This window comes from Sporosarcina cyprini, assembly GCF_022048975.1.
GTDB lineage: Bacteria > Bacillota > Bacilli > Bacillales_A > Planococcaceae > Sporosarcina > Sporosarcina cyprini.
On record NZ_JAKMHX010000017.1, the window covers coordinates 111,838 to 129,216 of the forward strand.

The 17,379-nt window shown below is 46.3% G+C and carries 16 protein-coding genes; 1 reads left to right on the forward strand and 15 read right to left on the reverse strand.

Translation table 11 applies throughout. The features are described 5' to 3' along the window. Nucleotides 1–146: 146 nt before the first annotated feature. The 14 genes from L7D49_RS05370 to rpsF all read right to left on the reverse strand — a co-directional run bounded on the left by L7D49_RS05370 (nt 147) and on the right by rpsF (nt 15,148). Nucleotides 147–1,397: a S1C family serine protease gene (locus L7D49_RS05370; protein ID WP_238079795.1), complete on the reverse strand. Its 1,251-nt coding sequence runs from the start codon at nt 1,395–1,397 to the stop codon at nt 147–149. A gap of 141 nt (nt 1,398–1,538) precedes the next feature. Beyond that, nucleotides 1,539–2,327 carry an MBL fold metallo-hydrolase gene (locus L7D49_RS05375; protein WP_238079796.1) on the reverse strand — a complete coding sequence of 263 codons (789 nt, stop codon included), beginning with the start codon at nt 2,325–2,327 and terminating at the stop codon, nt 1,539–1,541. Between the two features lie 12 nt (nt 2,328–2,339). Further along, complete coding sequence (locus L7D49_RS05380; protein WP_238079797.1) at nt 2,340–3,170, reverse strand: two-component system regulatory protein YycI; 831 nt, start codon at nt 3,168–3,170, stop codon at nt 2,340–2,342. Continuing rightward, complete coding sequence (locus tag L7D49_RS05385) at nt 3,157–4,485, reverse strand: YycH family regulatory protein (RefSeq protein ID WP_238079798.1); 1,329 nt, start codon at nt 4,483–4,485, stop codon at nt 3,157–3,159. Before L7D49_RS05385 ends, L7D49_RS05380 begins: the two co-directional genes overlap by 14 nt. Further along, entirely contained in the window at nt 4,476–6,305 is a 1,830-nt protein-coding gene (gene walK / locus L7D49_RS05390) for a cell wall metabolism sensor histidine kinase WalK (protein WP_238079799.1), read from the reverse strand. The genes L7D49_RS05385 and walK overlap by 10 nt, the downstream gene beginning before the upstream one ends. A 3-nt stretch (nt 6,306–6,308) precedes the next feature. Next, a complete protein-coding gene (yycF, locus tag L7D49_RS05395) occupies nt 6,309–7,019 on the reverse strand; it encodes a response regulator YycF (RefSeq protein WP_238079800.1) in 711 nt (236 codons plus the stop codon). A 231-nt stretch (nt 7,020–7,250) separates the two neighbouring features. Then, a complete protein-coding gene (locus tag L7D49_RS05400) occupies nt 7,251–8,720 on the reverse strand; it encodes a peptidoglycan DD-metalloendopeptidase family protein (RefSeq protein ID WP_238079801.1) in 1,470 nt (489 codons plus the stop codon). Nucleotides 8,721–8,960: 240 nt separating this feature from the next. Continuing rightward, nucleotides 8,961–10,319, reverse strand: a complete 1,359-nt coding sequence (gene dnaB / locus L7D49_RS05405) for a replicative DNA helicase (RefSeq protein WP_238079802.1) — start codon at nt 10,317–10,319, stop codon at nt 8,961–8,963. A 19-nt stretch (nt 10,320–10,338) separates the two neighbouring features. Then, nucleotides 10,339–10,785: a 50S ribosomal protein L9 gene (rplI, locus tag L7D49_RS05410; RefSeq protein ID WP_238079803.1), complete on the reverse strand. Its 447-nt coding sequence runs from the start codon at nt 10,783–10,785 to the stop codon at nt 10,339–10,341. Further along, a complete protein-coding gene (locus tag L7D49_RS05415) occupies nt 10,782–12,758 on the reverse strand; it encodes a DHH family phosphoesterase (protein ID WP_238079804.1) in 1,977 nt (658 codons plus the stop codon). The genes rplI and L7D49_RS05415 overlap by 4 nt, the downstream gene beginning before the upstream one ends. Before the next feature lie 12 nt (nt 12,759–12,770). Next, nucleotides 12,771–13,706 (reverse strand): DUF2232 domain-containing protein, encoded by a 936-nt coding sequence (locus L7D49_RS05420; RefSeq protein ID WP_238079805.1) that lies wholly within the window; start codon nt 13,704–13,706, stop codon nt 12,771–12,773. Nucleotides 13,707–14,012: 306 nt separating this feature from the next. Then, nucleotides 14,013–14,249, reverse strand: coding sequence for a 30S ribosomal protein S18 (gene rpsR, locus L7D49_RS05425; RefSeq protein ID WP_147059474.1), 237 nt, complete (start codon nt 14,247–14,249; stop codon nt 14,013–14,015). A 38-nt stretch (nt 14,250–14,287) separates the two neighbouring features. Beyond that, nucleotides 14,288–14,794, reverse strand: a complete 507-nt coding sequence (gene ssb / locus L7D49_RS05430; RefSeq protein WP_238079806.1) for a single-stranded DNA-binding protein — start codon at nt 14,792–14,794, stop codon at nt 14,288–14,290. A 66-nt stretch (nt 14,795–14,860) separates the two neighbouring features. Next, nucleotides 14,861–15,148, reverse strand: coding sequence for a 30S ribosomal protein S6 (gene rpsF, locus L7D49_RS05435; protein WP_238079807.1), 288 nt, complete (start codon nt 15,146–15,148; stop codon nt 14,861–14,863). A 152-nt stretch (nt 15,149–15,300) separates the two neighbouring features. Between rpsF and L7D49_RS05440 the strand changes: the two genes are divergently transcribed. Then, nucleotides 15,301–15,888: a DUF3267 domain-containing protein gene (locus L7D49_RS05440; RefSeq protein WP_238079808.1), complete on the forward strand. Its 588-nt coding sequence runs from the start codon at nt 15,301–15,303 to the stop codon at nt 15,886–15,888. A 298-nt stretch (nt 15,889–16,186) separates the two neighbouring features. Here L7D49_RS05440 and ychF read toward each other — a convergent pair whose 3' ends face one another. Further along, entirely contained in the window at nt 16,187–17,287 is a 1,101-nt protein-coding gene (gene ychF, locus L7D49_RS05445) for a redox-regulated ATPase YchF (protein WP_238079809.1), read from the reverse strand. Nucleotides 17,288–17,379: the final 92 nt, after the last annotated feature.

Genomic DNA, 17,379 nt, shown 5'->3' on the forward strand with positions numbered 1-17,379 from the left:
TATTTTACACATAGTTATGCACAAAATCAGTAAACTATCCACATTGTTGAAAAACGGCTAAAAAAATAGGCAGGAATAGCCGATGTTTCAGCTTCCCTGCCTGTTGTGGATAAGCTTTCGTTACGTCTCTTGTAATGAGTGTAACATTAGAACGTGTTTCCGTCCCGAAGTACCATTTCAATTTCCACTAACTTGCCCTCTCGGTATACTTTCATCTTCATCGCGTCGCCGACTTGTTTCTCGTTATATAAATGCTTGCGCAAGCCGACCATGTCTTCGATTCTCTCCCCGTCCATCTCGACAATGACATCGTATTTTTGAACGCCTGCCGCTTCGGCTGGCGTATTCCGGAATACTTCCGTCACGACCACGCCGTCCGTAATGTCTTTTGGCATCCGCAAGACATCTCGTTGTTGTGTCGAAGGGATATCACGAAGGTTCAGCAAGCTGACGCCCATCGTCGGACGATTGACCGTTCCCGTCTTCTCCAAATTCTCAATGACTGGCACCGCTACATTGATCGGAATCGCCAATCCGATCCCTTCTACAGTCTCTTGGGTAATTTTCATGGAGTTAATGCCGACTAGCTGGCCTGCCAGATTGATAAGCGCGCCGCCGGAGTTTCCTGGATTGATGGCTGCATCGGTTTGGAGAACGTCCGCCTGCCAATCGATTGTTCCGTTTTTGTCCAGGTCGATCGGAATGGAACGGTCCTTTCCGGATACGACACCGACTGTTACCGATCCGGCAAAGCCTAAACCGAGCGGATTGCCGATCGCCATCACGGTCTCTCCGCGTTTCAATGCATCTGAATCGCCAAATTCGATTACTGTATCTACATGACTCGCATCGATTTCAACGACTGCCAAATCGGTCCATACATCACTGCCGATCAGCTTCCCGTCTACTTTTGTTCCGTCATCGAATGTGACCTCAAGTCCTTGTGAGCCCTCTACGACATGATGATTTGTTACGATATATGCCTTGCCTCCTTCCTTTTTATAAAGGACGCCGGAGCCTGTCCCTATTTCTCTCGTCGTTTCGGAAGAGGACCAGAAATCTCGTACAGTCTGTAAATTCGTAATACCGACGACCGCGTCCGCCACATCATTCACAATACCTGTTATATCCGTATTGATGTCGACAGATACGCGCTCGCTTTGTAAATTGTTCTGTCCCGTTTCTTCATGTTTCACAAGCGCCGCCTGATCCTGCTTGCCATTCATCGAATAGACGACAAGCCATACAATCAGTCCGCCTACAATGGCGCCAAACAGTGCAGGCAAAAAGCCGCTCCGCCGTTTCGAAGGGCGCTGATACTGACGGTATGGTTCCTCTTTTCTTTCTTCGATTATCGGTTTTTCCTCTTCCCGGGATCCTTGATTGAATTCGTCCATTGGCCTCTCCCTTTCTTAGACAGATACACTCACTTTACCCTTAATCTTTAAAATTAAAAATGCCGCTTCTCATTTTCTCCTCGGCCAAAGAAAAAAGCACTCCAACAGCCGCATTTACGCCTCTGTTAAAGTGCTCTCGATCTATACTGTCACGAGCTCCGTCGGCTTCTCAGCGTCCGTATCGAACAGATGAACATATTCGCCTGTCACGATACCGCATGTTTGCAGTGTCTGCGAAACGCTCATTCGTGCCAGGTCTTTCATATTGTTATCTTTACTTAAATGGGACAAATAAATCCTCGTCTCTTTTAACGCTGCCACTTCGCTCATGGCAACCGCCGCATCTTCGTTGGAGACGTGACCTACATCGCTTAGTATCCGGCGCTTGACCGACCATGGATAACGTCCCATTTGGAGCATGCTTACATCGTGGTTGCTTTCAAAGACAAAAGCGTCTGCTCCGTGGATATGGCCCTTCATCCGGTCGCTTACATATCCTGTGTCCGTAATCAATGCAAGCTTCCGGTCATTTTCATGAAAGACGTAAAACATCGGATCTGCCGCATCATGCGAGACCGCGAATGATTGCACATCGAGCGAGCCGAATGATTGAACACTCTCCATGTCAAAATGGAATCGCTGCTCAGTCGGAATGTCTCCGACCAATCCATCCATGGCCGCCCATGTTTTACGGTTTGCGTAAATTGGCATGCCATACCGGCGAGCCAGCACGCCGATCCCTTTAATATGGTCGCTATGCTCATGGGTCACAAAGATGCCATTCACTTCTTTCATTGAACGGCCAATGCTCTCCATTTGCTGCTCCATCCGCTTCGCACTTAAACCGGCGTCCACGAGGAATGCATAACCATCTGTTTCTATATATATGGAATTGCCTGTACTTCCGCTGGCGAGCACACTAAAACGCATCGCAAAAACTCCTTACTCTTCTTCGACTTCCGGGTCCTCTGTTTCTTGAGGCGGATCAAGATGGAACTCTATTACTTTTCCTTCAATCGCATTAATAAAGTGATCTTCCATCTCTCCATCTTTCAATTCTACATGAACATTCCATGTCGGGGCAAATACTTGAGTTTCCTGTAATTGGACAAGCGTCGAGTAACCGAGCTTCACTTCACGAACTTTAGAATCCGGTTTAACATAGCCTCTTGTTACGAGAGAACCGACTGCTTCTACAGGCGTCAATAAATCTTTATGGTTATAATTCGAAAAGCTCTTCAGCATCTTTTGTGTATAGCCCGTAATATTCCCCTCATCGTCCCAATAGACGGTGAGCATGGCATTTGGGCTGAAATAAATCGGCTCCTCTCCTGCCACTTGGAAGAAGACCGCCTTCTGCTCGGTTTCATTGACTTCCCATAAGGTATATTCATTTCCGGCATATACATAATTCGCTAGAAAGTGATCAAATTGATAATGCTTATTTGCATCTTTCACTGCCAGATCCGCTGTTAGCTTGGCTTGGATCATTGTATCATTCTCTAAGAGCACGATGGATTGATCTTTCAATCCTTCCAGTTCGTCTTTTGAAAAGGTAGCAATTTTAGCGGAAATATAGGACGATTTGGTTTTCACGTTTTGTGGAATATCGTACGTTATATTGTCCTGTTTCAATACCTCTTCAATAGACGTCCTACCGATCAGCGCCACATTTTGGGCATCTGAACGTTGTTTAAAGTAAAGGGTATATAGAAATATGTTCAGTATTGAAAAAACGACGATAAAAATCGTTTTGGTTTTATTCCAATCCAATCGGCTCACCTCCAAACTGTTCAGGTGAATAACGGATCCATTTTTGTTTGGATAAATAAAACCATCCTGGCTCCATAATGTATAGCTGCCGCTCCGTGTCATGCCGCATCGTATAGCCTAAAGTGAGATCCACTACATTTTTGAACTCCGACTTATTGGCATGTCTCATCGTCTCCGCTACATCTGTGCCGGAAGCCAGCTCTACTTCATCCTCCGTCAACCATTCATCCAGCGTATAATACGGCCGGCTGTATTGTTGAATTCGATTGACTCCGTAGTTCACGGTGATCTCAGTCACTCCGGAGGAATCACTACTATGCACGGGCAACCCGTCCATGGATAATTGGAATTTCACATAATGCGAACGTTGCCCCATATAAACGAATCGGTATGAATCGGTCCAGCCACCATGCTCATTGATGGAATCGAGCACATCCTTGAATAGCTCGGAAGGAGCTGCAGGATTCGTGTTTTGGGCATCCGGATGAACGAAATTCAACGTTTTCTTTTCCGTATCCACAATCATTTTGGCCACGTTGTCGCCATACTCCTCGTGATTGGAATCGACCGGGCTCCTGCGTACCGCATTGGGATCGTTAAATAATGCATTGCGGAACCGTGTTGGGCTTACTTCCTGCTGAAAGAATGTCTTCTCCTTTAGAACGACCGGCTGGCTAGGAACAGCGATATACTGCTGATCACTCGTACTCACTTTCTCATAATCAGGCAAATCCTTGCTGTCCAGAGCGATCACTTTATAGGAATTCAAGAATTCATCCGCGATGACTTTTCCCTGATAATGGTCTCCCGTCAAATGATTGATGAAGTGCACCTTGAAATTATTCTCCGAGGCATACCATTCCACGACGATCCGATCGAAGGTAGCCTCTGGAAGATTCGGTTCCTCTATGTTCAAGAGGACATCATAGATTGGCAGGGGAACATTCCCTTCGAAAAATAGTGTCATGCGGTTTGGTTCACTTAAAAACTCATTAAACTTTTTCTGGTTCATTTCTTGAGGTGACTTGGAAAACTCCGTCACTCGCCAATGAGACATTTCATATAGAAATACATCGATCTCTTTTTCTTCCATCGTCCCTTTTAGCCCCGTTTCGGAATGGACAATCAATTTATACGGCTTGACCAGTTCCCGGATCGACAGCTGTTTGGCGATCGATGTATCGACGGTTGATGTTGGTTCAATCGGGTCATAATTGGGCGTATACGTCCAGATGGAGAACGTGAACGCGATACTTAAAAGTACGAGCAGCAACAAGACGATCGATTTGATCGGCTCTATATATTTCAACCCCACTCACCGTCCTCTTGTTGTTGTTCGTAAGGTAGTGTGAAAAAGATGGTCGTTCCTTTCCCTTCTTCACTTTCCGCCCAAATGTCTCCGCCATGGGCATTGATCATTTCCTTTGCTATGGCAAGTCCAAGACCTGTCCCGCCCATCGCTCTGGATCTGGCTCGATCCGCGCGGTAGAAACGTTCAAAAATCCGGGTGACATTCGCTTTCGGGATACCCATGCCGTCATCGGAAATCATCACTTTAATGAAATCTCCGGACGTCGTCACACCAAAACGGACGTCGCCACCATCTGGCGAATATTTCAGGGCATTGGAAATGATATTGTCGATGACTTGCGTCAGCTTATCTGGGTCAATCTCGACAAATAGATCTTCCCTCGGCAGCAATCGTTTGAAATGGACATTTTGAGACTTGGAGAATTCGAAACGTTCAATGATGGAGTTGAAGAAATGATTGAACTCCACCCACTCCGTATCCAATTCATATTCTTTGCTGTCCATCCGGGACAATTTCAATAAGTCATTGACGAGCCGGATCATCCGCTCAGTTTCTGTTTGGGTGACGCGCAAGAAATTCGGTGCGATATCTTCGCTTTTCCATGCGCCATCCGCCAGCGCATCCAAGTAGCTCCTCATCGTTGTGAGCGGCGTCCGCAATTCATGGGAGACATTCGAAACGAATTCCCTTCGCTCCATATCAATCTTCTCTTGTTCGGTATTGTCATGAAGCACAACGATTAATCCATTCACAAAGCCTGTTTCCCTTTGGGTGACAGAGAAGGTCGCACGCAGAATATACGGCTGTTCTTCCGTACTGAAATCAAGGGCGATCGATTCCTTCATCTGAATCAAATCCTCGAAGGCGTATTCCTGTTCTAAGCCGAGAACGCTCGTAATCGGTCGATTTAATACGACGTCGCGGGTTACACGCAGCATCATCAACGCAGAGTCATTGATCAGGCTGATGCGCCCTTTCCGATCGGTCGATATGACGCCGTCGGTCATATTTTCTAGGACCGAAGCGAGCTTGCGCTGCTCACTCTCGGTCGTCGACTGCGATTCCTGAAGCTGATTTGTCAGATGGTTGAAAGCAATCGCGAGCTGTCCCATTTCATCATTGCCATAGACATGAACCTTCCTCGAGAAGTTCCCCTTGGCCATCGCCTGCGCCTGGCGTCTCATATCGGAAATCGGCCTTGTGAAGGTCTGGGCGATAAATATACCGATGATAATAGTAATCGTCAGGGATACCGCTACCCCTCCTGCGAGGATCTGGTTGATTTCATCGATTTGCTTATATACTTTTTCAATATTTGCCTCGACATAAAGCGTCCCTAAGATTTCGTTGCCGTCCATGATCGGCTTCACTTTGACGAAAACCCGTTTTCTATTCCTTGGATCCAGATTCGTCGAATCCACATCCGCTTCGGTCGTCATCGCTTTTCGGACAATGTCCTCTTTCATCGTTTGGTTTTCCAACCCACGATTTTCGAGCACTGATGTCGCCAAAATCTTATACTTTGCATTGATTACCCGTATTTCATTAATATCTTCCGAAGTAAAACCCGAAAGGACGGTCCGAAGACTGTTCTTTTCAGAATTCGGATCGTCCGCGGACCGTTCTTTTAATAATTCTTCACGCACACTGAATGCAACTAGATTCAACCGATCCTCTAAGGAAGTCGTAAAGTTTGTCTTCAGTGCATGCTCCAGCTCACGGGCGAAATAAAGCCCGATCACTTCCATCGCAATGATGATAAGCATGATGTAGATCAGGACGACCTTTGTATGGATGGAGCGGAAAAAACCGACCTTTTGCATTGGTTACTCCTGCTCTGGGTCACGCAAATAATATCCGACCCCTCGCCTTGTCACAATCCATGTCGGATGGCTCGGCGTATCTTCAATCTTCTCACGCAGCCGGCGGATTGTTACATCCACTGTTCGCACATCACCGTAATAATCATAGCCCCAAACCGTTTGCAACAAATGCTCCCGTGTCATCACCTGGCCGATATGCTTCGCCAAGTAATGGAGCAATTCGAATTCCCGGTGTGTCAATTCAATCGTTTCGCCTCTTTTTTGTACTAAATAAGCGTCCGGCTGAATGACTAGACTGCCGACAGCGATATCGTTGGACACCTCTTCCTGCTCTTCGGAAGCAGCTTTGGAATGTCTGCGCAAGTTCGCTTTTACTCTTGCGATCAATTCACGTGTTCCAAATGGTTTTGTTACATAGTCATCTGCGCCAAGCTCCAGACCGAGCACCTTGTCGATCTCCGAATCCTTGGCAGTCAGCATAATAATCGGGAAATCGTATTTCTTCCGGACTTCCCGGCATACCTCCATGCCGTCGCGCTTTGGAAGCATAATGTCGAGCAGCATGATATCCGGCTGGATTTCCTCCACCTTTTCCAATGCTTGTTCTCCATCATAAGCACAGTGGACGGTAAACCCTTCCTTCTTCAAATTGAACTCTATAATATCTGCAATTGGTTTTTCATCATCTACAACTAAAATTGTCTTATCTTGCATGGCCCCTACCCTTTCCCGCCAGTTGGCGATGCTCTCTTATAGTTTACTCTATCATTGTTGCAATGAATTCGCACGCTCTAATCATTGCCATTCATAGGCTTGCTGTCTAGTTCCCTTCTCTAGTATTTCCCGGGGAATATTTCATCAAACTTCGCCACTAAACGACAATGGATGTCGGAACAAATTAAAAAGGAGGACACGCATGCGGTGTCCGTCCCTGTTGTCCTCTTATTATTCTAGCACAGATAAAGGATTGATGTTGCTTCCGCCCTTGAACACTTCAAAATGAAGATGCATGCCTGTTGAGCGGCCTGTTGAGCCCATGACACCGATTTTAGATCCTTGCGGCACTGTTTGTCCCACTTTCACATCGATGGATGAGAGGTGCGCATACAAGGTTTCATAGCCATTATTATGTGTGATGACGATTCGGTTTCCATAGGTGCTGTGATACCCTACATCCGTTACGACTCCATTGTCCGCAGCAAGGATATCACGTGAGGATGGGCGGGCAATATCAATTCCTTCATGTACCCGGCCCCATCGGTAGCCACGCTGGCTGGAGACATATCCTCCGACAGTCGGCCAAATAAATTCTCCTGTTCCTCTGGAAGGAATTACTTTCGTTCCGACAACCGTCACTTCATCGACCGGTTCTTGAAGGACATGTTCCTCGGTGATGGAAGTACCGACAACGGCTCCGTTCTGCTTGCGGATTAACCGCGTTACCATCTTTTTACCGTCAGTCCCTTGTTGTTTCACGTGATCCTCGCCCTTGAACGCCGTGTCGTCCTCTTCGGTCACTTTTTTGAAGGCGATCGGTTCCATTTGCTTTGCTTCGTAATGAACTTCGACAGTTACAAACGGTTCCAGAACAGTAACATTCAATTCATCTCCGACATGAAGGAGTGTGTCTTCATTCAGGGATGGGTTTAATGTTAGCAATTCAGCCGTGGATAGATTATGGGCAACCGCAATGGAGCCCAGCACGTCCCCGGATTGCACTTTATACTTCTTCTCTTCGAGCGTCCCTTTATTTAATAGCTTCAATGCTTTATTTACACTTAATACGTCCTCTGGATCGGCCAAACCATCCATCGGCTGTACGTCTGAACTGAAAACGATTTCAGAAATTCTTGTTTCATCTTCCTTCAAATCGGGTATCGGTTGTTCAGAGGTAGTGCGTGCTTCAAACTCAGCAAGTTCCGCCTCTGTTACAGATTGCAGCTTCAACTGTCGAAGCACTTCATCATAAGCTTGTTTATCTTTTACATAGAAAGCCGTCTTCCCACCGATTTGGACACCGACAGCTTCTGATTGGACGGTTAGCACTTCATCCAATTTATCAAACACGGCCTGTTCTTCTGTACCTGCCGTGAACACTTTCTCGGGAACAATCGATAATTCAGTGCCGATCGTTAATGGCAAATTCCCAAAGTCAGCCGCCACTTCCTTAATCTTCGCCTCTTTCAGCCGATCAAGCTTTTCCTTATCCTCAATCATTCCGACATAGGTTCCATTCGTATAGACATGGTAGACCGTATGAAGGCTGCCTTCGTCATTTGCTGAAGCATGGCCTGCCGTCAAACCCCACCCGCATAACAGGATGGCCAGTATTGAAAGTTTATGTATTGGTTCTAGTAATCGATGTTTCATTTGGAATGGGCTTTTACTGCTTCCCGTCTCCGCATTGCGTTTCATCCTACAAGACTCCTTCCATCTATCAACAAGAAGTCGATTCTTACATAACGACTCCTACTTTTTTCACACTTCTCTAATTTAACATAAGCAATCTATCTCTTGTTCGTTTGTCCTTTTTTGTAATGTATTTGTATTATTCCAACCAATTAATCTTAGTTATTACCATTTAAAGGTAAATAACTAATAGAAAAACCGCAGGACTCTCGAGAAGCTGTCTCGATGTATCCTGCGGTTTGGTAGTTATCCTGAAAATGCGGGGGCCTGATGCTGGCTCCAGTCAATATTCAAGAACTTATTATATTCCTTCGCGAATGCCAGACTCACCGTGCCTGTCGGGCCGTTACGCTGCTTGGCAATGATGATTTCAATGATATTCTGATTCTCTGTTTCCTTATCATAGTAGTCCTCACGGTAGAGAAAGGCTACGATATCGGCATCTTGCTCAATACTCCCTGATTCCCGCAAGTCGGACATCATCGGACGTTTATCTTGCCGCTGTTCGACGCCACGGGATAACTGGGAAAGGGCAATGACCGGCACTTTCAATTCACGCGCGAGCGCTTTAAGAGAACGAGAGATTTCGGAAACTTCCTGTTGCCGGTTTTCTCCAGACCGACCGCTTCCCATGATCAACTGCAAATAATCGATCAGGATCATGCCGAGTCCGTGCTCCTGTTGCAGCCGACGGCATTTGGAACGGATTTCATTGATTCTGATACCAGGCGAATCGTCGATGAAAATTCCCGCATTTGAGAGGCTTCCCATCGCCATCGTCAGCTTCCGCCAATCTTCCGCTTCGAGGTTCCCGGTTCTAAGCACCTGAGCATCGATATTCCCTTCCGCACACAGCATACGCATGACGAGCTGATCCGCGCCCATCTCCAAACTGAAGATGGCTACGTTTTCATCTGTCTTCGTCGCTACATTTTGCGCCACATTCAGGGAGAAGGCCGTCTTACCGACAGATGGACGGGCCGCTACGATGATCAGATCGTTACGCTGGAATCCAGCAGTAATCTTGTCCAAATCCCGGAAGCCCGTTGGTATCCCAGTTACTTCGCCACGTCTTGTATGAAGCAATTCGATATTGTCATACGTATCGACGAGAACGTCTTTAATATGTTTGAAGTCTCCTGAGTTTTTCCGGTTGGAGACCTCCATCATTTTCTTTTCGGCTTCCGCCAATACTGTTTCCACTTCGTCTTCCCTTGTGAAACCATCTTCCACAATCGTAGTGGCCACCTGGATCAAGCGGCGGAGAAGTGCTTTCTCCTCCACAATCTTGGCGTAGTATTCAATGTTCGCTGCGGTCGGAACTGCATTGGCAATCTCAGTTAAATAAGAAATACCGCCGACATCTTCCAATTCCTTTTTGGCAGACAGTTCCTCGGTCACTGTAACTACGTCGATCGCTTGTCCCCGATCACTTAACGTGATCATTGTATTAAAAATCTTTTGGTGTGCCGTCCGATAGAAATCATCGGGCAGCAAGATTTCAGACGCTGTGATCAGCGCCTGCGGATCAAGGAAGATCGCACCAATGACTGACTGTTCCGCTTCATTGTTATGGGGAGGTACCCGTTCGATCATCCGGTCCATTCTGATTAGGTCCCTTCCATCATTCTTCCGTTACATGCACTTTAAGCGTAGCTGTAACTTCAGGATGTAATTTGATCGGCACATTCGTATAACCAAGGGAACGGATGGCATCCGGCAATTCCATTTTGCGCCGGTCCACCTTCAGCTTCTTAGTTTTCTCAAGTGCATCTGCAATTTGCTTCGTCGTGATGGAACCGAACAAGCGGCCGCCTTCACCCGATTTTGCTTTCATTTCAACTGTAATTTCATCGATTTTCGCTTTTAAATCTTTTGCTGCTTGGAGTTCCGCCTCAGCATCTTTCTCAGCGCGTTTCTTCTGGCCTTGCAATTGGCTCATATTCGCTGCCGTCGCTTCGACGGCCAGCTTGTTTTTGAGTAGGAAGTTCTGCGCATATCCGACAGATACCTCTTTCACTTCGCCTTTTTTCCCTTTTCCTTTAACGTCTTGCAAAAAGATTACTTTCATTCTGAATTTCCCCTTTCTACTTTATTGGATATAGCGGTCTTTAATAATTCTTCCGCTTCCTCTACCGTATCTACAGTCATTTGGCAGGCGGCATTCGTTAAATGTCCGCCCCCTCCGAGCTCTTCCATGATGAGCTGAACATTCAGTTCACCAAGCGAGCGAGCACTGATGCCGATCTTCCCATCTGGACGCGGTGCGATGACAAAGGATGCGATCACATCTTGCATCGTCAACAAAATATCGGCGGTCTGCGCAATCAATACGGAGTTGTATGTCACATCATTCCGTCCTTTGGCAATGGCAATTCCACTCTTTGATAATTCAACCGTCTCAATCAGTTTAGAACGCTCAATATAAGTGGAAATGTCCTCTTTCAATAACCGCTGGACGAGCACAGTATCGGCTCCATTCGTACGCAAATAAGATGCCGCCTCGAACGTCCGGGATCCCGTCCGCAATGTGAAGCTCTTCGTGTCGACGACAATACCTGCAAGCAGCGCCGTCGCTTCGAGCATCGTCAACTTCTCGTTCTTCGGCTGATATTCAACCAGCTCTGTAACAAGCTCAGCAGTGGAAGACGCATACGGCTCCATGTAAACGAGCATTGTGTTGTTGATGAATTCCTCGCCGCGCCTATGATGATCGATGACAACGAGCTTTTCTGCCCGTTCGACGAGCCGCTCGTCGATGACCATGCTCGGCTTATGCGTATCGACAACAACGACAAGCGATTTATCGGTCAGCATCGATAAGGCTGCATCCGGTTCGATGAAATGAGTATGCAGCTCTTCATCCGACTCAATTTCCATCATCAATCGAGTGACACTGCCATCCAGCTCATCCGGATTGTAGACGACATACCCTTCGATATTGTTCATCCGTGCCATCTTCCGCACCCCAATGGATGCGCCAATCGCGTCCATGTCAGGCATTTTATGGCCCATGACAAACACTTTGTCGCTTCCTTGTATCAAGTCGCGCAATGCATGGGAAATAACCCGGGCCCGGACACGCGTCCGTTTTTCCACTGGATTCGTCTTCCCGCCGTAAAACTTCAACTTGCCATCCGCACGTTTGATGGCCACTTGATCGCCGCCGCGTCCGAGAACGAGGTCTAAGCTCGACTGGGCCAGCTCGCCAAGTTCTGTCAACGAGCCTGATCCTGTGCCGACTCCGATACTTAATGTCATGCCGGTGCTTTGTTTTGCAGTCTTCTCGCGAATATCATCCAAAATGGAGAATTTGGCTTTTTCCAGCTTAGCGAGTGAAGCTTCATTGAAAACGGCCAAGAAACGATCCGATGCAATTCGTTTGACGAAGATGCCATTTTCATTTGCCCAACTGTTGACGAGCGAAGTGACAAGTGAGTTCACTTGGCTTCTCGTCTGGTCATCCATCGTCTGGGCGAGTTCGTCATAGTTATCGACGAGCAGGATGCCCAGTACAGTACGGTCTGCATAATAAAGCGACTCCATCTCGACCTTCTCGGTCACATCGAAGAGATAAATGAGTTTTTCTTCCGCCTTATAAATGACGTTGTACGAAGCATCATCCAGGTGAATAGTCACATGATCGGGCGATTCATTTTTAATAATCGGATGAAAATCATCGGAAAGATCGTAAATATCCTCTCCGACCAGTGTCTCTTTGTGGAAAACTTTCATCGCATAGGGATTCGCCCATTCGATGGCATGTTTGTCATTCAACAGCATAATACCGATCGGGAGCTCAAGCAGCGCTTCTTCCCCAACCTTTTTCATTCTGTAGGACAAGGACTCGATATGCTTTTCAGTTTCTATATAAGTTTGGTCCTCAATTTTCCATGCGCTCGCGATGGCAGCTACATAGAGCACGGTAAAGAACAGCCCGAACCAAAAGTTGTATAGGAACAGCAGTATGGCCGCCATGACTCCCAGAAGAGATAAGGCTGTCAATGGATAGCGGATTGCCCTTTTCCTAAAAAATGAAGTCATTGTTTCATCCCCTTACCTCGTCTGGTCTTTGTCAATCCATAATCGTACATTGGCCGCCACGTCAAATAAACCAAGCAGAATTGTAATAGGGCTCAAGACGATACCCGCGAACATCATGAGTGCCGTCACTATTCCAGTTGTCTTTAGTCTATGCATGAAATAATGAATGAGCGATAACCCTTGCAAAAGAAAGAGGAACCTCAATAAGAGCATGGCATTGACGAATAGTATATACATACCCGAACTTTCATCTATCTTGCCCAGTAGGGAATATAAAAGCAGCAACCCATAAATGAATACAGTGATGACAGGCAGCCGCAAGTTACGGAGCGGTGGAAATTGCGGGACATTCACTCCTATCCGTCTCATCAGCATAAAGTTAAACGTAATGAGTAAAAAGGAGAACATGAAAACTCCACCAATGAACATCATCGGAATGGTCACCCGGTAAAAAGCAAAAAACTCGTAAACCATCTCCTTGTATTCACGGGACATGTTGCCCGTCTGAGGGCCAAGTTCAAGAAGCAGTTTCTGCCAGCTTGCCATAATGGCCAATACACGATCGACCAGATTGATTTGAAATAAAAAAACTCCTGCCACGTAGGCCAGCATGCCGAGTATGAGCAGTGTCAATGATGTCGCCATAAATGTATAGAGCTTTGTTTTGCCCAAACTAATCATCTCACCGATCAAAAGCCCGATAATCAGGTAAAGCAAAGCGAACGGCAATGTGACAAGCCCAGCAATAAGCAAAGATATGAGAATACCTGCCACAGCCAGCATAATCGAAGCTGTCCGATCCGTTCGTGTCCTATAAAGAATAATCGGCAGCGGAATGAAAAAAGTTGTCACGACTCCTGCTACTGTATATGTTGAAACGGCAAGCAATATGGCAAAGAGGGCGAGCATCATCGCTCCAAACGTTATTTTCCGTGCACTATCTTGCATGTTCCATTCCTCCGGAGCAATAATAGAACTCTTCCTGCTGAAAGAAATCCATTCAATTCGCTATGATTGGCCCATCTCCCAAGAGGGGCAGGATGACCCATCCTTCTAATTGTATCATGAGTGCATCTGTTTCTCCAAAGGGAGGGAACGGCAAAAGATACACCCGGGACCTGGAAAAATTACCAACCCGTCCAGTTGGCAGGAGATGACTTTCCAGCTCTATACTTGACTCTCTTAGAGAGTAAAAAAAAACCGCCTTCGCACCAGTTAGACCGGTTTCACAAGGCGGTTCATGTAAAATTGTAATTATCTTTCTTCCGCTACGAATGGAAGAAGTGCCATAATACGAGCACGTTTAATAGCAGTTGTCAACTTACGTTGATACTTCGCGCTTGTGCCAGTTACACGGCGAGGCAAGATTTTTCCACGTTCAGAAACGAATTTCTTTAGTAGATCTGTATCTTTGTAATCGATATGTGTAATGTTGTTTGATGTAAAATAGCAGACTTTACGTCTTCTTTTACCTCCACGGCGTGGTGCCATATCGCTTTCCCTCCTCACTTTTACGTACGTTCATCCAATTAGAATGGCAAGTCGTCGTCCGATACTTCAATCGGGCCGCCGCCTGTCGAGAATGGATCATCATTAGTACGCGTATAGTTTTGTTGATTGGATTGTTGATACTGTTGGTTCGGCTGCTGATTCTGATAATATGGCTGATCGTTCTGAGGTGCGCCATAGGCAGCTCCAGACCGGTCTGCACTTGCACTTCGCGGTTCCAGGAATTGAACGCTGTCCGCCACGACTTCCGTCATGAAGACCCGCTTTCCGTCTTGTCCATCGAAACTGCTCGTCTGGATACGGCCTTCGACGCCGGCAAGACTTCCTTTGCGCAAAAAGTTAGCAGTGTTTTCAGCCTGCTTTCTCCAAGTGACACAATTGATGAAATCAGCTTCCCGTTCTCCAGATTGGTTCGAGAATGCCCGATTCACCGCAAGTGTAAAGCGTGTGACCGCAATACCACTCTGTGTGTACTTGAGTTCAGGATCTTTTGTCAATCGGCCAACTAAAACGACTCGGTTAATCATCAGATTGCAACCTCCCTCATCATGTTTCGAACTTTACCCAGTCACGGTTATGTCAATCTATATGGATCAGTTGTCAAGACGAACAGCCATATGACGAATGATATTTTCGTTAATGTTCGCTAGACGATTAAATTCATCGATCGCTTCAGTTTTTGCATTCGCAGTAACGAGTTGGTAATAACCTTCGCGCAAGTCGTCGATTTCGTAAGCAAGACGGCGCTTGCCCCACTCTTTCGACTCGATGATTTCCGCACCGTTGGAAGTAAGGATTTCGTTAAAACGTTCGATCAACGCTTTTTTCGCTTCATCTTCCACTGTTGGACGGATGATGTACATGATTTCGTACTTTCTCATCTTCAGTCACCTCCTTATGGACTTTGGCCCGTTGATTTACAAAGGGCAAGGAGTAAGTAAATTTAATTTTATTACTCACATCGTCATATTTTAGCATGCCTACAGCTTTTTATCAACTATTATTTGATATACTCTACGTAAGGAGTGATGTTATGAATGAGTTGCCTGCGCCTGATCATGTAATTGATATCGATCTTCCAAAAGTGACGAAGAGCGGCATTCTTTGGACCATTGGCAGTTTCATCCTGTTTATCGCCATTCTCGTTGTAGTAAAAGGGGGATTCTCGTTTACCTTCTCTTTATGGGGCCTTCTATTGTTTATCATCGGCTATGTGGCTTTGATCGTCCTGCACGAAGCATTTCATCTGCTTGGCTTCCGAATTTTTGGCGGTGTGCCTTGGAAGCGGATGGTCGTCGGCGTAAACTTGAAGCTGGGCATCGCCTATGCAACGACTGACAAGCCAATGACCAATAGCGCCATCAGGAAAGCTTTGCTGCTTCCTTTTTGGACGACAGGCATTGTCCCTGGATTAATCGGATTATATATAGAGAGCGGCATTCTTGTGGGTCTGGCTGCTTTTCTGATTGGAGGCGCTGCAGGAGACTTTGCTATGTATAAGGAGCTGCGCAAATTGCCAGATGACTGGCTGGTAAAGGATGATCCCGAACGTCCCAAGCTCTATTTGTATCAACCCGGCCGCATCAGCGATATGATCGGGGAATCTCCCGAATCCATCTAAACACAAAAAACGGACAGGAGACGAATACGTTTTCCTGTCCGGTTTATTATTTTTCTATTGTTCTGCACTCTCTTGATGCTGCTTGAATTGGCTTAAACGAAAATGCCAATACGAAAATGAAAAAGATCAAACTGAACCCTTGAAACCACCAGATGGGAGTCGCTGTTCCCCAGTTCACGATCACTTGCCGCAGCAAGGCAATACATAAAACAAATAGTGGGATCCGTACAGAATACCTTCTGAACATTTCGCATCAACCCTTTTTCTTCTCATTATGAAACCAACTGCCTTCTATACGTTACACATTAAAGCGGAACAGCATAACATCGCCATCTTGAACGACGTACTCTTTACCTTCGAGGCGTACTTTGCCGGCCTCTTTGGCAGCCGCCATTGATCCTGCTTCCACGAGTGCATCGTATGATACCGTTTCAGCACGGATGAAGCCACGTTCAAAATCGGTATGGATGATACCGGCACATTGAGGCGCCTTCATCCCTTTCCGGAATGTCCAGGCGCGCACTTCTTGAACGCCTGCCGTAAAGTAAGTTGCAAGGCCAAGCAGGCTATAAGCCGCTTTAATCAATTGATCAAGACCCGATTCCTTAATGCTGAGCTCTTCGAGGAACATCGCTTTCTCTTCATCGTCTAGCTCTGCCATTTCTTCCTCGATCTTTGCACAGACGACAATCACTTCCGCATTGTCTCCCTTGGCAAAATCACGCACCGCTTTAACATATTCATTGTTATCAGCATCTGCAATTTCATCTTCCGAGACGTTAGCAACATAAAGCATCGGCTTGATCGTCAGAAGATGCATGCCTTTGATGATTTGAAATTCTTCCGGCGTCAATTCAACCGAACGGGCCGGCTTTTCATTTTCGAACGCTTCTTTTAATTTCAATAAAACCGGCTCTTCCGCCATTGCTTCTTTATCCTTCTGCTTTGCCATTTTGGAAACACGAGTCAACCGCTTCTCCACGCTTTCCATATCAGCCAGAATCAACTCAAGATTGATAATCTCGATGTCTGCAATTGGATCGACTTTCCCAGAAACATGGGTAATATTTTCATCCGCAAAACAACGAACGACCTGACAGATCGCATCCACTTCCCGGATATGCGAAAGGAATTTATTTCCGAGCCCTTCCCCTTTGCTCGCTCCTTCTACAATTCCAGCGATATCAGTAAATTCGAAAGCAGTTGGAACTGTCTTTTTCGGCAAGACGAGTTCTGTTAATTTTTGTAATCTTTCATCGGGCACTTCTACGATACCGACGTTCGGGTCAATTGTACAAAATGGATAGTTGGCTGCTTCTGCTCCTGCCTTTGTTATCGCGTTAAAAAGTGTCGACTTCCCGACGTTCGGTAATCCGACGATTCCGGCTGTTAATGCCATGGTTTTCCACTACCTTTCATATATCTGCACTTCAAGTAATTCTTGTCCAATTCAACTTCTCTATTATAGGAACAGAATCAGGTTCTTGTCTA

Excerpts from the sequence above, each read along its gene's own strand:
- L7D49_RS05370 (WP_238079795.1), bottom strand. The coding sequence starts at position 1,397 with ATGGACGAATTCAATCAAGGATCCCGGGAAGAGGAAAAACCGATAATC.
- L7D49_RS05375 (WP_238079796.1), bottom strand. The coding sequence starts at position 2,327 with ATGCGTTTTAGTGTGCTCGCCAGCGGAAGTACAGGCAATTCCATATAT.
- walK (WP_238079799.1), bottom strand. The coding sequence starts at position 6,305 with ATGCAAAAGGTCGGTTTTTTCCGCTCCATCCATACAAAGGTCGTCCTG.
- yycF (WP_238079800.1), bottom strand. The coding sequence starts at position 7,019 with ATGCAAGATAAGACAATTTTAGTTGTAGATGATGAAAAACCAATTGCA.
- L7D49_RS05400 (WP_238079801.1), bottom strand. The coding sequence starts at position 8,720 with ATGAAACGCAATGCGGAGACGGGAAGCAGTAAAAGCCCATTCCAAATG.
- dnaB (WP_238079802.1), bottom strand. The coding sequence starts at position 10,319 with ATGGACCGGATGATCGAACGGGTACCTCCCCATAACAATGAAGCGGAA.
- rplI (WP_238079803.1), bottom strand. The coding sequence starts at position 10,785 with ATGAAAGTAATCTTTTTGCAAGACGTTAAAGGAAAAGGGAAAAAAGGC.
- L7D49_RS05415 (WP_238079804.1), bottom strand. The coding sequence starts at position 12,758 with ATGACTTCATTTTTTAGGAAAAGGGCAATCCGCTATCCATTGACAGCC.
- L7D49_RS05420 (WP_238079805.1), bottom strand. The coding sequence starts at position 13,706 with ATGCAAGATAGTGCACGGAAAATAACGTTTGGAGCGATGATGCTCGCC.
- rpsR (WP_147059474.1), bottom strand. The coding sequence starts at position 14,249 with ATGGCACCACGCCGTGGAGGTAAAAGAAGACGTAAAGTCTGCTATTTT.
- ssb (WP_238079806.1), bottom strand. The coding sequence starts at position 14,794 with ATGATTAACCGAGTCGTTTTAGTTGGCCGATTGACAAAAGATCCTGAA.
- rpsF (WP_238079807.1), bottom strand. The coding sequence starts at position 15,148 with ATGAGAAAGTACGAAATCATGTACATCATCCGTCCAACAGTGGAAGAT.
- L7D49_RS05440 (WP_238079808.1), top strand. The coding sequence starts at position 15,301 with ATGAATGAGTTGCCTGCGCCTGATCATGTAATTGATATCGATCTTCCA.
- ychF (WP_238079809.1), bottom strand. The coding sequence starts at position 17,287 with ATGGCATTAACAGCCGGAATCGTCGGATTACCGAACGTCGGGAAGTCG.